At 64.5% G+C, this 13,725-nt stretch carries 13 protein-coding genes and 1 pseudogene; 8 read left to right on the top strand and 6 right to left on the bottom strand.

The window, feature by feature from the left end:
- Nucleotides 1–31 precede the first annotated feature (31 nt).
- The 5 genes and pseudogenes from R1Z03_RS05210 to R1Z03_RS05230 form a co-directional block, all read left to right on the top strand.
- On the top strand, nt 32–1,201 hold the full coding sequence (locus R1Z03_RS05210) for a D-alanyl-D-alanine carboxypeptidase family protein (protein ID WP_317357449.1): 1,170 nt from the start codon (nt 32–34) through the stop codon (nt 1,199–1,201).
- A gap of 135 nt (nt 1,202–1,336) precedes the next feature.
- Nucleotides 1,337–1,714: a 30S ribosomal protein S12 gene (gene rpsL / locus R1Z03_RS05215; protein WP_010104110.1), complete on the top strand. Its 378-nt coding sequence runs from the start codon at nt 1,337–1,339 to the stop codon at nt 1,712–1,714.
- Nucleotides 1,715–1,884: 170 nt separating this feature from the next.
- On the top strand, nt 1,885–2,358 hold the full coding sequence (gene rpsG, locus R1Z03_RS05220) for a 30S ribosomal protein S7 (RefSeq protein WP_056668881.1): 474 nt from the start codon (nt 1,885–1,887) through the stop codon (nt 2,356–2,358).
- A gap of 151 nt (nt 2,359–2,509) precedes the next feature.
- A complete protein-coding gene (gene fusA / locus R1Z03_RS05225; RefSeq protein ID WP_272565827.1) occupies nt 2,510–4,612 on the top strand; it encodes an elongation factor G in 2,103 nt (700 codons plus the stop codon).
- A 220-nt stretch (nt 4,613–4,832) separates the two neighbouring features.
- Nucleotides 4,833–4,904 (top strand): annotated as a pseudogene (locus tag R1Z03_RS05230) (elongation factor Tu); the annotation flags it as partial.
- Nucleotides 4,905–4,978: 74 nt separating this feature from the next.
- Here the strand turns inward: R1Z03_RS05230 and R1Z03_RS05235 are convergent.
- The 5 genes from R1Z03_RS05235 to R1Z03_RS05255 form a co-directional block, all read right to left on the bottom strand.
- Entirely contained in the window at nt 4,979–5,158 is a 180-nt protein-coding gene (locus tag R1Z03_RS05235; RefSeq protein WP_317357456.1) for a hypothetical protein, read from the bottom strand.
- A 283-nt stretch (nt 5,159–5,441) separates the two neighbouring features.
- Nucleotides 5,442–5,888 (bottom strand): hypothetical protein, encoded by a 447-nt coding sequence (locus tag R1Z03_RS05240; protein WP_284428751.1) that lies wholly within the window; start codon nt 5,886–5,888, stop codon nt 5,442–5,444.
- Nucleotides 5,889–6,685: 797 nt separating this feature from the next.
- A complete protein-coding gene (locus R1Z03_RS05245) occupies nt 6,686–7,105 on the bottom strand; it encodes an RNA-binding S4 domain-containing protein (RefSeq protein ID WP_317357458.1) in 420 nt (139 codons plus the stop codon).
- A complete protein-coding gene (locus tag R1Z03_RS05250) occupies nt 7,102–8,562 on the bottom strand; it encodes a sensor histidine kinase (RefSeq protein WP_317357460.1) in 1,461 nt (486 codons plus the stop codon). The genes R1Z03_RS05245 and R1Z03_RS05250 overlap by 4 nt, the downstream gene beginning before the upstream one ends.
- Nucleotides 8,559–9,242: a response regulator transcription factor gene (locus tag R1Z03_RS05255; protein WP_272563980.1), complete on the bottom strand. Its 684-nt coding sequence runs from the start codon at nt 9,240–9,242 to the stop codon at nt 8,559–8,561. The genes R1Z03_RS05250 and R1Z03_RS05255 overlap by 4 nt, the downstream gene beginning before the upstream one ends.
- 130 nt (nt 9,243–9,372) lie before the next feature.
- On the opposite strand from R1Z03_RS05255, the gene R1Z03_RS05260 reads away from it, so the two are divergent.
- The 3 genes from R1Z03_RS05260 to R1Z03_RS05270 all read left to right on the top strand — a co-directional run bounded on the left by R1Z03_RS05260 (nt 9,373) and on the right by R1Z03_RS05270 (nt 12,544).
- On the top strand, nt 9,373–10,332 hold the full coding sequence (locus R1Z03_RS05260) for a tripartite tricarboxylate transporter substrate binding protein (protein WP_272563979.1): 960 nt from the start codon (nt 9,373–9,375) through the stop codon (nt 10,330–10,332).
- A 134-nt stretch (nt 10,333–10,466) separates the two neighbouring features.
- Nucleotides 10,467–11,033, top strand: coding sequence for a tripartite tricarboxylate transporter TctB family protein (locus R1Z03_RS05265; protein WP_317357465.1), 567 nt, complete (start codon nt 10,467–10,469; stop codon nt 11,031–11,033).
- Nucleotides 11,033–12,544, top strand: a complete 1,512-nt coding sequence (locus R1Z03_RS05270) for a tripartite tricarboxylate transporter permease (RefSeq protein ID WP_284403549.1) — start codon at nt 11,033–11,035, stop codon at nt 12,542–12,544. Before R1Z03_RS05265 ends, R1Z03_RS05270 begins: the two co-directional genes overlap by 1 nt.
- On the opposite strand, the gene R1Z03_RS05275 is transcribed toward R1Z03_RS05270, so the two are convergent.
- Nucleotides 12,534–13,724 (bottom strand): PepSY-associated TM helix domain-containing protein, encoded by a 1,191-nt coding sequence (locus R1Z03_RS05275; protein WP_372588236.1) that lies wholly within the window; start codon nt 13,722–13,724, stop codon nt 12,534–12,536. The genes R1Z03_RS05270 and R1Z03_RS05275 overlap by 11 nt on opposite strands.
- Nucleotide 13,725 lies beyond the last annotated feature (1 nt).

Genomic DNA, 13,725 nt, shown 5'->3' on the forward strand with positions numbered 1-13,725 from the left:
GTTTGTTTCCTTGCCCCGAATGCCTGTTTCCATGAAGCCCTTCCTCTCCACGCTGCGTTCCTTCGTTCTTGTCGCCGTGCTGGCGCCTGCCGCCCTCTGGGCGCAGGGCCAGGCCCCCCAGCCCCCGGAGATCGCTGCGCGCAACTACCTGTTGCTCGACGTGACCGCCGGCCAGGTGCTCGCCGCCAAGGACATCGACACGCCGGTGGAGCAGGCATCGCTCACCAAGCTCATGACGGGCTACCTGGTCTTCGACGCGCTGCGCGCCAAGAAGATCACGCTGGAGCAGAAGCTGCCCGTGAGCGTGCTGGCGTGGAAGATGCCCGGCTCGCGCATGTTCATCGATCCCAAGATGCAGGTGCCGGTGGAAGACCTCATCAAGGGGATGATCGTGCAGTCGGGCAACGACGCCACCATGGCCCTGGCCGAAGGCGTGGGCGGCACGGCCGAGAACTTCGTCAAGCTCATGAACGATCAGGCCAAGGCCCTGGGCATGAAGAACACGGCCTACAAGAACCCCGAAGGCCTGACCGAGCCGGGCCACACGACCACCGCGCGCGACCTGGGCGTGCTGGCCACCCGCCTGATGCAGGAGTTCCCCGAGTACATGCATTACTACGCGACCAAGCACTATGCGTACCCGGGCACGCCACCCTCCAATGGCACCAACCGCAATTCGCTGCTGTTCCGCGATCCCACGGTGGACGGCCTCAAGACCGGCCACACTGCCGCTGCCGGCTACTGTCTGGTGGCCACGTCCAAGCGCGACTTTCCGAACGTCGGCCAGCGCCGTCTGCTGTCCATCGTGCTGGGTGCCTCCAGCGAGAACGCTCGGGCGAACGAGAGCCAGAAGCTCCTGAACTGGGGCTACACGGCCTTCGACGCCGTCAAGCTGTTCGACGCCGGCCAGCCCGCCGCCACGCCGGCCGTCTGGAAGGGCAAGCAGAACACCATCCAGATCGGCCGCCCGGACGCCATCGTCGTCACCGTGCCGTCGGGCAGCGCCGGCAAGGTCACGACCCAGATCGTGCGCACCGACCCGCTGGTGGCACCATTCACCAAGGGCCAGTCGATCGGCACCCTGAAGGTGTCGCTGGGTGAGCAGCCCATCGCCGAAGTGCCGCTGGTGGCGCTGGAGACGGTGGAGCAGGCCGGCATCTTCGGCCGCGCCTGGGATGCGATCCGCCTGTGGATCAAGTGACACGGCGGCGGCCGGCTGGCCGCCCCGCGATTGCTCCATCAGCACCAACCTGCTACATTAGAAGGCTTTTCGGAATTTCCGAAGGGATTCACGTTTTCGTTTTTCACGAAGCATTTCACGTTTAGGGACGTATTCATGCCAACCATCAATCAACTGGTCCGTCAGGGTCGCGAGGTCGAAAAGATCAAGTCGAAGAGCCCCGCGATGGAAAACTCTCCTCAGCGCCGCGGCGTGTGCACCCGTGTGTACACCACGACGCCAAAGAAGCCTAACTCCGCTCTGCGGAAGGTCGCCAAGGTTCGCCTGACCAACGGCTTCGAAGTCATTTCCTACATCGGCGGCGAAGGCCACAACCTGCAGGAACACAGCGTCGTGCTGGTTCGCGGCGGTCGTGTCAAGGACTTGCCCGGTGTGCGTTACCACATCGTGCGTGGCTCGCTCGACTTGCAAGGCGTGAAAGACCGCAAGCAAGCGCGCTCCAAGTACGGTGCCAAGAAGCCCAAGGCCAAGTAAGCCCTGCGCTTTTTTGCAAAAGATATCCGGTGCTGTTTCCCGCGTGGCGCGGTGATCCAGCGTAGTGACCCCAAGCGCAACTGTCTTGCGTGGGTCGAGTAAGTGGGAGTCCTGAATGGCTCTCGCGGTGTCTGAAAAGATGCCAACTGAAGCAAACATGAGGTGAAAAAATGCCACGTCGTCGCGAAGTCCCCAAACGTGAAATCCTGCCGGATCCCAAGTTCGGCAATGTAGAGCTGTCCAAATTCATGAACGTGATCATGGAAGGCGGCAAAAAGGCAGTGGCAGAGCGCATCATTTACGGCGCTCTGGAACTGATCGAGAAGAAGCACCCTGACAAGGACCCTCTGGAAGCGTTCACCGTTGCCATCAACAACGTGAAGCCCATGGTCGAAGTGAAGTCCCGCCGCGTGGGCGGTGCCAACTACCAGGTGCCTGTGGAAGTGCGCCCCGTGCGCCGTCTGGCACTGTCGATGCGCTGGATCAAGGAAGCCGCCCGCAAGCGTGGCGAAAAGTCGATGGCGCAACGCCTGGCCAACGAACTGCTGGAAGCCACGGAAGGCCGTGGCGGCGCGATGAAGCGCCGTGACGAAGTGCACCGCATGGCCGAAGCCAACAAGGCATTCAGCCACTTCCGCTTCTAAGCCTCCAGGCTTTCTCCGGTGCAAACGTAAGGCCGCTGGCATTTTCTGCCTGCGGCCTTATCTTGATTCAGGTCGCCGGCAAATTGTGGTGCTGCGTCGCAAAAGCGGGTGGCCCATCACAACGAACACAACGTTCAACCAAGGATTTACCATGGCTCGCAAGACCCCCATCGAGCGCTACCGCAATATCGGTATCTCGGCCCACATCGACGCTGGCAAGACCACGACGACCGAGCGGATTCTTTTCTACACCGGTGTGAATCACAAGATCGGTGAAGTGCATGACGGCGCAGCCACCATGGACTGGATGGAGCAGGAGCAAGAGCGCGGCATCACGATCACGTCGGCTGCCACCACCTGCTTCTGGAGCGGCATGGACCGTTCGTTCCCTGAGCACCGCATCAACATCATCGACACCCCCGGCCACGTGGACTTCACGATCGAAGTGGAGCGTTCCATGCGCGTGCTGGACGGCGCCTGCATGGTGTATTGCGCCGTGGGCGGCGTGCAGCCGCAGTCGGAAACCGTGTGGCGCCAGGCGAACAAGTACAAGGTGCCCCGCCTCGCGTTCGTGAACAAGATGGACCGTACCGGTGCCAACTTCTTCAAGGTCGTCGAGCAGATGAAGCTGCGCCTGAAGGCCAACCCCGTGCCGATCGTGATCCCGATCGGTGCCGAAGAAAACTTCACGGGCGTGGTCGACCTGCGCAAGATGAAGGCCATCATCTGGGACGAAGCCTCGCAAGGCATGAAGTTCACCTTCGAAGAGATCCCCGCCGATCTGCTGGAAACGGCCAAGGAATGGCGCGAGAAGATGGTCGAGGCGGCTGCTGAAGCCTCCGAAGACCTGATGAACAAGTACCTGGAAGAAGGTGATCTTTCCGAAGAGGAAATCACCCTCGGCCTGCGCACGCGCGCCATCGCCTGCGAAATTCAGCCCATGCTGTGCGGTACGGCCTTCAAGAACAAGGGTGTGCAGCGCATGCTGGACGCCGTGATCGAACTGATGCCTTCTCCGGTGGACATTCCTCCCGTGGGCGGCACCGACGACGACGAGCAACCGACGAGCCGCAAGGCCGACGACTCGGAAAAGTTCTCTGCCCTGGCGTTCAAGCTGATGACCGACCCATTCGTGGGCCAGTTGACGTTCGTGCGTGTGTATTCCGGCGTTCTGTCCAAGGGCGACACGGTGTACAACCCCGTGCGCGGCAAGAAGGAGCGCATCGGCCGTATCGTGCAGATGCACGCCAACAACCGCGAAGAAGTCGATGAGATCCGCGCTGGCGACATCGCCGCCTGCGTGGGCCTGAAAGACGTGACGACCGGTGAAACCCTGTGCGATCCCTCGGCCATCGTGACGCTGGAGCGCATGGTGTTCCCCGAGCCCGTGATCCGTCAGGCCGTGGAGCCGAAGTCGAAGGCCGACCAGGAAAAGATGGGTATCGCGCTGGGTCGTCTGGCTGCCGAAGATCCTTCGTTCCGCGTCAGCACCGACGAAGAATCCGGCCAGACCATCATCGGCGGCATGGGCGAGCTCCACCTGGAAATCATCGTGGACCGCATGAAGCGCGAATTCGGCGTGGAAGCCAACGTGGGCAAGCCCCAGGTGGCCTACCGGGAAACCATCCGCAAGACGGTGGAAGAGGCCGAAGGCAAGTTCGTTCGCCAGTCCGGTGGTAAGGGCCAGTACGGCCACGTCGTGCTCAAGATCGAGCCGAACGAAGCCGGCAAGGGCATCGAGTTCGTCGACGCCATCAAGGGCGGTGTGGTTCCTCGCGAATTCATCCCCGCGGTGGAGAAGGGCATCAACGAAGCCGTCACGCAAGGCGTGCTGGCCGGCTACCCGGTGGTGGACGTCAAGGTCACGCTGCACTTCGGTTCGTACCACGATGTGGACTCGAACGAACTCGCGTTCAAGATGGCCGCCATCTTCGGTTTCAAGGAAGGTTGCCGCAAGGCCAACCCCGTGATTCTCGAGCCCATGATGGCCGTGGAAGTCGAAACGCCGGAAGACTACGCCGGTACGGTGATGGGCGACTTGTCGTCCCGCCGTGGCATGGTGCAGGGCATGGACGATATGGTCGGCGGCGGCAAGGCCATCAAGGCGGAAGTGCCCCTGTCGGAAATGTTCGGCTACTCGACCTCGCTGCGCTCCGCAACGCAAGGCCGTGCCACCTACTCGATGGAATTCAAGCACTACAGCGAAGCCCCTCGCAACGTGTCGGAAGCCATCATGGCTGCACGCGCCAAGTAATTGGCAAAGGGAGGGGCGGCTTTGGCGGCCCCTTTCGGTTGGTTTGATGGAATTGGTTGCCAGCGACTATCGAGTAGGCGCTGGCAGCTATGGAAAAAATAGCAGCAAGATCCTTGCAATCTGCGACCCGGTGCCGTCCTGTTGCCCTGTGCGGGACGACTCAGCAATCGGGTGCAGACGTTAAACCCTGACACAGGCATTGCTCTTTGGAGATTCAAAAATGGCAAAAGGTAAGTTCGAACGTACCAAGCCCCACGTGAACGTGGGCACCATCGGTCACGTGGACCATGGCACTCAACGCCATGGTCAAAACCAACAAGCCTTGGGATCAATCGCTTCACGGCGCTTGACTTGAAAGACGGTTACTCAGTCGCTCCGGGGGGCGGTTTCCTGTTCCAACTCCTCCAGAACCTGGATCGCTCCGCGGATGCGCATCAAGGTATGGCTGAGTTCAGATGGCCGTGCTTCCAATTGCCGGAGTTGCTGTTCGCCCGCAGAAAGCTCGCTCTTGAGCTGTGCAAGCCGTGCTGTCAGTTGTTCGCGCATCGAAATGGAGTGGAGAGTGGTTGAAGCCTTGCATTGTGGAGTTGCTTTCTCCAACCACAAAAAAAGACAGGGTGAGTGCACCCGGCGCGCGCGCGCTGAGCACAAACGCCTTCACCGCGAGTGGACACGGCGTTGGCCTGAGACCCCGTCACCTGGCCAGGCGAAACGATGATAGTTCGAGGGGCCCGATACACCCTGTGAGATGCGGTAAGTGAGGCCAGCGCATGTCAACTCCACCGATTGACCGCTGGCTTTCCAAAAGTTTTCAGCGACCGAAAATTCATCAGGTGGCAGATGTCAGGTATAGCGAGGCCGCGTCCGTTGCCAAGGCATTGAGCATCCCATCCGCGCCAATGCGAAAGTGCGCGCCGGTGGTGTTTGCAATCGCGGCATAGGCGGCAAAACAATGGGCCGGAAGTGTCATCATGCCGATCGCATCGCCCGACAGAATTTCGAACGCAGGCGGCGGCACTGCTGCATCCAGGGTGAATCCGATCATCAGCATGGTGCCGTGCACACCAACTTTTCCCCCGGTGATCTCGATGCAGCCCGCTGCATTCTGTACCGTGTAGCCGTTGGCCGAGTAAGCGGCTTGGCCGGACAAGGCCACGATTCGGATGCCACGGGCTTTGACCACGTTGTACTCCGCCCAGTCGGTGGAGAGGTTCAAGGGAGTGAACTGTTGCATGAGGCCGCGATGTTTCGCGCTCCTTGCCGGATAGTTGTCCATGGTATGGAGTGGGGTTGCTGCAATGGCTGGAGCCTCTTGGCCCGGCTTCATTCAGTGGAATAAAAAAAGAGGTTCAACGCGCCTGCGTTTTGCTCGGATGGTGGGGGCAGCAGTTCACCTTTCATGGCTTGGCTGGATGAACCCATGCTTCGATTGGCTGCCGACTTCGTTCGTCTTCCGAAGAATGGTCAATGGGCATCGCTGTTTCCTTAGGTCTCTCTGGTGAACAAACAAATGCACTTGAAACGCCTTCTGTGCATTCAAGGTTGCGCTTTCACCACGAAACAGTGCGTAGGAGAAACCTGAGTCGAAAGTCAGGCATGCATGGCTTTGTGAAACCATCTGCTTCTTTTGTGACAATTCGATAAATCTGGAGCGCTCTGCTCATTCCTGGCGGCAAATCAGCGCAGTTGACAAAAGTCGTGTCGACGGTGCATTGATTTGCGAGGCTATGAAGCCAGGATTAGCATATTTCTCAAATTCCGACAGGCGAAACGATAGACTTGCTTTTTTTATGCATGAGCGCGTTATGATTCATCCCGTCGGCACCTCCAGCCGACACCTCCCTTTCTTGCTCTTTAGCAAGTTTTGCCCGCCTCGTGCGGGCGTTCTTTTTTGTGCTGTCAGCGGAGAGTAAGGGTCGTGCTCAAAATGGATTCCACCGGACGGGGCATCGCCTCCCCTAAGGAATTCGGGCTGTGACCAGGCCGCAATGCCTGCCCGACTTTGCCCGCCCCTGTGCGGGCATTTCTTTTGGCGCAGTAGGTTTCCTCGGCATGGCGCCGCGAAGCCATCGGTCAATCGTCGGCCGACGCGCTCCAGCGGCTGCCCCAATCACGCGCCTGATCGATGCTGCGGCGATCCCGCTTGGTCGGCCGGCCTTCGTGCAGGCTGGCGGCGGGTTCGGGCGCCAGGCGGCGCTGCTCCGCGGCGTTTTCACGGGCGGCGATGCTTTCCACCGTTTCTTCATAAAGCAGTTGTGCCACGGGCGCGGGGCCACGCATACCGCTCAGTGCGCGCACCCGCACGGTCCGATGCGTGGGGCCCTGGCGCAGGTCGACGGTATCACCGGCCCGCAGTTCTCGGGCTGCCTTGGCCGCCTGGCCATTGACGGTCACGCGGCCTTTGCCGATCTCTTCCACGGCCAGCGAGCGGGTTTTATAGAAGCGGGCACACCACAGCCATTTGTCCAGGCGCATTGATTCGGGAGCGTTCATGCGGCCATTTTCTTCCGATCGGCGGGCGGCGGATTGTCGGCCGATGCCAACGGAAGGCGCACCACCGCATCCAGCCCGACAACCCGTGCGCCGTCCATCCGGTTGGACAGTTCGATCTGTCCGTCCAGCGCCTGCACGATCTCCTGGCAGATGGCCAGTCCCAGGCCGGAGCCGGTGCGCACGTCGCCGGCCGAGAACGGCTGGAACAGGCGCTGCGCCAACTCGGCATCGATGCCCGGGCCGCTGTCGGCCACGGTCAGCGCCACGTGGCGCCCGTCCGTGCGCAGTTCGACCGACAACATGCCGGACACCGGTGTATGTCGGATCGCGTTGTGCAGCAGATTGCGGGTGAGTTCGCGCAGCATCCATTCGTGCGCCTGCACGGGGGCGGGGTCGGTGTGGATGCCGAAGTCCAGGTCGCGCTGGGCGATGAGGGGCGACAGTTCCAGGGCGATCGCCCGCAGCTCGTCATCCAGCCGGGTGACGGGTGGGGCGCTTTGCTGGCGCAGTTGCTCGACCTTGGCCAGCGCGAGCATCTGGTTGGCCAACTGGGTGGCGCGCTCGACGGTGTCGCTGATCTCATGCAGCGCCTGCTCCGGGGGCGCGTCGCCACGCAGCGCGGACTGCACCTGGGTCTTGAGCACGGCCAGCGGCGTGCGCAACTGGTGCGAGGCATCGCGCACGAAGCGTTTCTGGTGCGCCAGCAGGTACGACAACCGCAGCATGACGTGGTTGGTGGCGTCGATGAGCGGCTGCAGTTCGCGCGGCGCGGATGGCGCGGAGATGGGGCGCAGGTCGTCCTCGGGCCGGTTCTGCAGCCGCGCGCTGAGCTGCCGCACAGGGTGCGTGGCCTGTTGCACCACCAGCACCACGATGACGCCGATGGCCACCACCAGCAGTGCCTGCCGCGCCAGCGTGGTCCACAGGATCTGCAGGGCCAGGGTCTGGCGCAACTCCAGCGTTTCCGCCACCTGGATCACGGCCATGCCGCGGCCCTGGGGCGTGGCGACGGGCTGCAGCAGCACGGCCACGCGCACGGGGCGGCCGCGGAACTGGTCGTCGTAGAAGTCCACCAGCGCGGCATAGGGCGGGCGGGCAGGAATGCTGCCGTGCCAGAACGGCAACTCGGCAAACCCCGATACGAGGCCGCCATGCAGGTTGGACACACGGTAGAACATGCGACTCTGGTTGTCTGCCTCGAAAGCCTCCAGCGCAGAGTACGGAACGATGGCACGCAGCTGGGCCCCGTCGTCGTAGCCGGTCACGTCGATCTGCTCGCTGATGCTCTTGGCCGAGGCGAGCAGCGTGCGGTCATAGGCGGTGTGCAGCGAGGCCAGTGTCTGCCGGTACAGGCTGTGGGTGTTGTAGGCGATGAACAGCGAGGCGGGCACCAGGATGCCCACCAGCAGTTGCCGGCGCAGCGATCGCGTGCGGGGGCGCGCGTCGGCGCGCTTCATGCATCGGCCTTGAGCAGGTAGCCCAGCCCCCGCAGGGTCATGAGCGTGAGGCCGGTGCCCACCAGCTTCTTGCGCAGGCGGTAGACGACGACCTCAATGGCCTCGTACTGCACGTCGAGCTGTCCGGGAAAGACCAGTTCGTACAGGCGCTCCTTGGTCACCGCATGGCCGGGCTGGGCGAGCAGGGCGTGCATGAGGGCCAGTTCGCGCGGGGTGAACTCCATGACCTCGTTGCCCAGGTAGATGGCGCCGCTATCTTTTTCATAGCGCACTGCCGCGATGTTGATTGTGCTGGAGGCCGATTTGGCCTCAGGTGCCTCGCCGGTCCGGCGCACCAGCGCGCGCAGCCGTGCCTCCAGTTCGTCCAGGTCGAAGGGCTTGGGCAGGTAGTCGTCGGCGCCGGCGTTCAGGCCCAGCACGCGGTCTCCCACGGTGCCGCGTGCGGTGAGCAGCAGCACCGGGGTGCGCAGCCCCTTGGCACGCGCCTGCTGCAGCACCTGCAGGCCGTCGAGGCCGGGCAGGGTGAGGTCCAGCACGACGGCATCCGGGGCACGCGCGGTCCATTGCGCGAGGGCGGCGCGGCCGTCGCCAAGGGCCGTGACCTCCATGCCGCGGCGGGTCAGGGAGCGTTGCAGCGTGGCCTGCATGGCCGGGTCGTCTTCCACGAGAAGCAGTTGCATGCGCGGCACCTTAGCACCGCTCGCAGCGGCGCCGAAGATGGGTGTTTACCCTGAGCGCGCGGACAGCCGTTTGACAGGAACGGCGCGCATCATCAGCCCGTTCGTACAACTATGAATCCAGGAGACAACGATGCGCCGTGACACCTTCCTCAAATCCCTGGCGGCCCTGGCCGCGGCCGGCGCGCTGCCGCTGTCGGCCCGCGCTGCCACCGCCGTCAAGATGATGCTGCCGGCCAACCCCGGCGGCGGCTGGGACACCACGGGCCGTGCCCTGGGCCGCGCGCTGCAGGACGCCGGCGTGGCCTCGTCCGTCACCTACGACAACAAGGGCGGCGCGGCCGGCGCCATCGGCCTGGCGCAGTTCGTCAACTCCAGCAAGGGCGATCCGAACGCGCTGATGGTGATGGGCTCGGTGATGGTGGGCGGGATCATCACGGGCAAGCCGCCCGTGAACCTGTCGCAGGCCACGCCGATCGCTCGGCTGACCAGCGAATACAACGTGTTCGTGCTGCCGGCCAGCTCGCCCTTCAAGACCATGGGTGACGTGATCGCCCAGCTCAAGAAGGACCCTGGCAGCGTGAAGTGGGGCGGCGGCTCGCGCGGCTCCACCGAACACATCGCCGCGGCGATGATCGCCCGCGAAGCCGGTGTGGACCCGGCCAAGATCAACTACGTGGCGTTCCGCGGAGGCGGCGAGGCGATCGCGGCCATCCTGGGCGGCAACGTGACCATCGGCGGTGGCGGCTACAGCGAGATGGCCGAGTACATCAACACCAAGAAGATGGTGCCGGTGGCGGTGACCTCGGGCCAGCGCCTGAAGGGCTCTTCGGTGCCCACGCTCAAGGAGCAGGGCATCAACGTGGAGATCGGCAACTGGCGCGGCGTGTATGCCGCCCCGGGCATCTCGGCCGAGCAGCGCAAGGGCCTGGTGGACATGGTGGCCAAGGCGCTCAAGAGCAAGAGCTGGGCCGAGTCGCTGGAGAAGAACGACTGGACGCCCGCATGGCTGGCCGGCGATGAGTTCGGCGCGTTCGTCGATGCCGAGTTCGCCAGCCTGCGCGCCACGATGGTCAAGGCCGGCATGGTCTGACCCCCGGTGTTGCCCACGCGGTGCGGCGCCCGGCCCGGGTGGCGCACCGCCGTGACCTGCGCGGCCGCCGAACCCCAGCGCTGAAATCAATGCACCCCGTGCCGGTGGCCCCGGGGGATGACGAGGACACAAGCATGTCGGAGCCTATCGCTTCTTCCCCCCCTTCCCTGGCCGAGCCCGACCCCGGGCCCAGCACGGTGCCCGGCACGCGCATGCAGGCGGCCGTGGGCGCCGCCGTGGTGCTGATCGCGGGCGGCCTGGCCTTCGGCGCCGTGAGCATTCCCTCGAACGCGGGCTACGGCGGCGTGGGTCCGAGCTTCCTGCCCTGGCTGGTGGCCGGCGTGCTGGCCTTGTGCGGCGCGGTGCTGCTGTGGGAGGCGCTGTCGGGCGGCTTTCGCTCCATGGACGAACCTGGCGGCGCCGCGCACGCCAACAAGGTGGCGTTCGTCTGGGTGTCGGCCGGATTGCTGCTGAATGCGGCGCTGATCGCCACGGTGGGCTTCATCCTGAGCTGCACGCTGTGCTACGTGCTGGCGGTGCAGGGGCTTCGCCGGGCGGCCGGTCAGCCGTCGGCCGGTGCGGCGCGCACCTGGGCGATGGATGTGCTGACCGGCGCGCTGATCTCGGCGCCGGTCTATTGGGCTTTCACGCAATTCCTGGCGATCAACCTGCCGGGCCTCACGCAAACAGGGTGGCTGTGATGGAAATCTTCGACGCATTGCTGGCGGGCTTCGCCACCGCGGCCACTCCGGCCAATCTCCTGTGGGCCCTGGTGGGCTGCGCGCTGGGCACCGCCGTGGGTGTGCTGCCCGGCATCGGCCCCGCCGTCGCGGTGGCCATGCTGCTGCCCATCACGGCCAAGGTCGAGGTCACGGCCTCGATGATCTTCTTCGCCGGCATCTACTACGGCGCGATGTATGGCGGATCGACCACCTCCATCCTGCTGAACACGCCCGGGGAGACGGCGAGCATGGTCACGGCCATGGAGGGCAACAAGATGGCCAAGAGCGGGCGCGCGGGTGCGGCGCTGGCCACGGCGGCCATCGGCTCGTTCGTCGCCGGCACCATCGCCACCGTGGTGGTGACGCTGTTCGCCCCCTACGTGGCCGACTTCGCCGTTCGCCTGGGGCCGCCGGAATATTTCATGCTGATGGTGCTGGCCTTCACCACCGTGAGCGCGGTGCTGGGCAAGAGCACGGTGCGTGGCCTCACGGCGTTGTTCGTGGGCCTGGCCGCCGGCCTGGTCGGCATGGACCAGATCTCCGGTGCGGCGCGCTACACGGCCGGCCAGCCCGAACTGCTGGACGGCATCGACATCGTGCTGGTGGCCGTGGGCCTGTTCGCCGTGGCCGAGGTGCTGTATGCCGCCATGTACGAAGGCCGGGTGGTGGACACGCAAAACCGCATGGGGCGAGTGCACATGACGGCGCGCGACTGGAAGCGCTCCATTCCCGCCTGGCTGCGCGGCACGCTGATCGGCACGCCGTTCGGCTGCATTCCCGCCGGCGGCACGGAGATCCCGACCTTCCTGAGCTACGCCACCGAGAAGAAGCTGGCCAAGGGCGATGACAAGGCCGAGTTCGGCAAGGAAGGCGCCATCGAAGGCGTGGCGGGCCCCGAGGCCGCGAACAATGCCACGGTGACGGCGGCGATGATCCCGCTGCTCACGCTGGGCATCCCGACCTCCAACACGACGGCCGTGCTGCTGGGCGCGTTCCAGAACTACGGCATCAACCCCGGCCCGCAGCTGTTCACCACGTCGGCCACGCTGGTGTGGGCGCTGATCGCCTCGCTGTACATCGGCAACGTGATGCTGCTGGTGCTGAACCTGCCCATGGTGGGCCTGTGGGTCAAGCTGCTCAAGATTCCGAAGCCCCAGCTGTATGCGGGCATCCTGATCTTTGCCACGGTGGGGGCCTACGGCATGCGCCAGAGCGCGTTCGACCTGTTCCTGCTGTATGGCATCGGCGTGCTGGGCGTGCTGATGCGCCGGTTCGATTTCCCCACCGCACCGGTCGTCGTGGGCATGATCCTCGGGCCCCTGGCCGAAGCGCAGATGCGCAATGCGATCTCGATCGGCGAGGGCAGCTGGTCGATCTTCGTCACGCGGCCCATGTCGCTCACGCTGATGGTCATCGTGGTGGCGGTGCTGGTCGTGCCCCGCCTGATGCGCGGGTGGGCCGCGCGGCGCCTGGCCCTGGCTACCGCTTGATCGGTGCGCGTGCCGTCGTCAGTGGGGAGGCCAGGGCGGCTTCTCCGCTGGCGGTTTTTCCGGGGGAAGTGGTCGCCGGGCTGGCGGCCCTGCGGCCCAGCCAGAGGTAGAGCCCGCTGCCCAGCACGATGATGGTGGCGATGTCCAGCAGCGCCCAGAGGATCTTCATCGGCATGCCGCCGTAGTCGCCGAAGTGCAGCGGCTGCGACACCAACAGGGCCACGAGGTACCAGGGCAGTTTGGGCGCGGCAGTCACCTCCGCCGTCTTGGCATCCACCAGCACCGGCTGCAGCAGCCGCGACGTGAGCGGCTCGTTGCCGCGCAGGAAGAACGTGTGGTGGTGCGGGCTGGAAAACGACGTGCCCGGAAAAGCGATGAACGACAGCTTGGTGCCCGGTGCGCGGGCCAGGGCCGCGTCCAGCGATTTCTGCACCGAGGCGCGCTCGGCCACGGGCGTGATCGGCTGGCCGTTGTAGGGCGCCAGCAGCGCGCTCAGTTCGTCGTACTGCCAGTATTTGACGAGCAGATCGGCCCAGGTGTTGATCATGCCGGTGCCGCCCACCACGAAGGCCCACACCAGCGTGACGATGCCCAGCAGGTTGTGCAGGTCGAGCCACTTCACGCGCGTCGAGCGTTCGCGCCGCACCTCGCCGAAGCGCAGCTTGCGCATGAAGGGTGCATACAGCACCACGCCCGTGACGATGGCCACCAGCAGCAGCAAACCCATGAAGCCCAGGAACAGCTTGCCCGCCAGGCCCGCGAACAGGTCCACGTGCAGCTTGAACATCACGTACATGAACCCCTCGTCGAAGCGCGGCTGCGCCAGCAGGGCGCCGGTGCGCGCATCCACCGCCGCCGAGCGGAAATCCTCGGTGGGGGCGGGCGTGGGCGTGAGGGTGGCGAACCACAGGTCGGTGCTGTCCTCGGGCTGCGAGGCGAACTGCACCACCCGGTCCGGGTGCTGTGCACGTGCCACGTCCAGCACACGGTCCAGGCTGACGTGCGGCGTGCCGGCGGGCATGGGCGGGGCTTCCACCTCGGTGCCCAGCAGGTGCCCGATCTCGTGGTGGAAGATCAGCGGCAGGCCTGTGAGGCACAGCAGCAGCATGAACACGGTGCAGACCAGGCTGCTCCACTTGTGCAGCCAGGTCCAGGTCTTGAGGGAGCGTGCAGTCAGCATG

Origin of the sequence: Acidovorax sp. BLS4 (genome assembly GCF_032929295.1) — a bacterium.
Taxonomy (GTDB): domain Bacteria; phylum Pseudomonadota; class Gammaproteobacteria; order Burkholderiales; family Burkholderiaceae_C; genus Paracidovorax.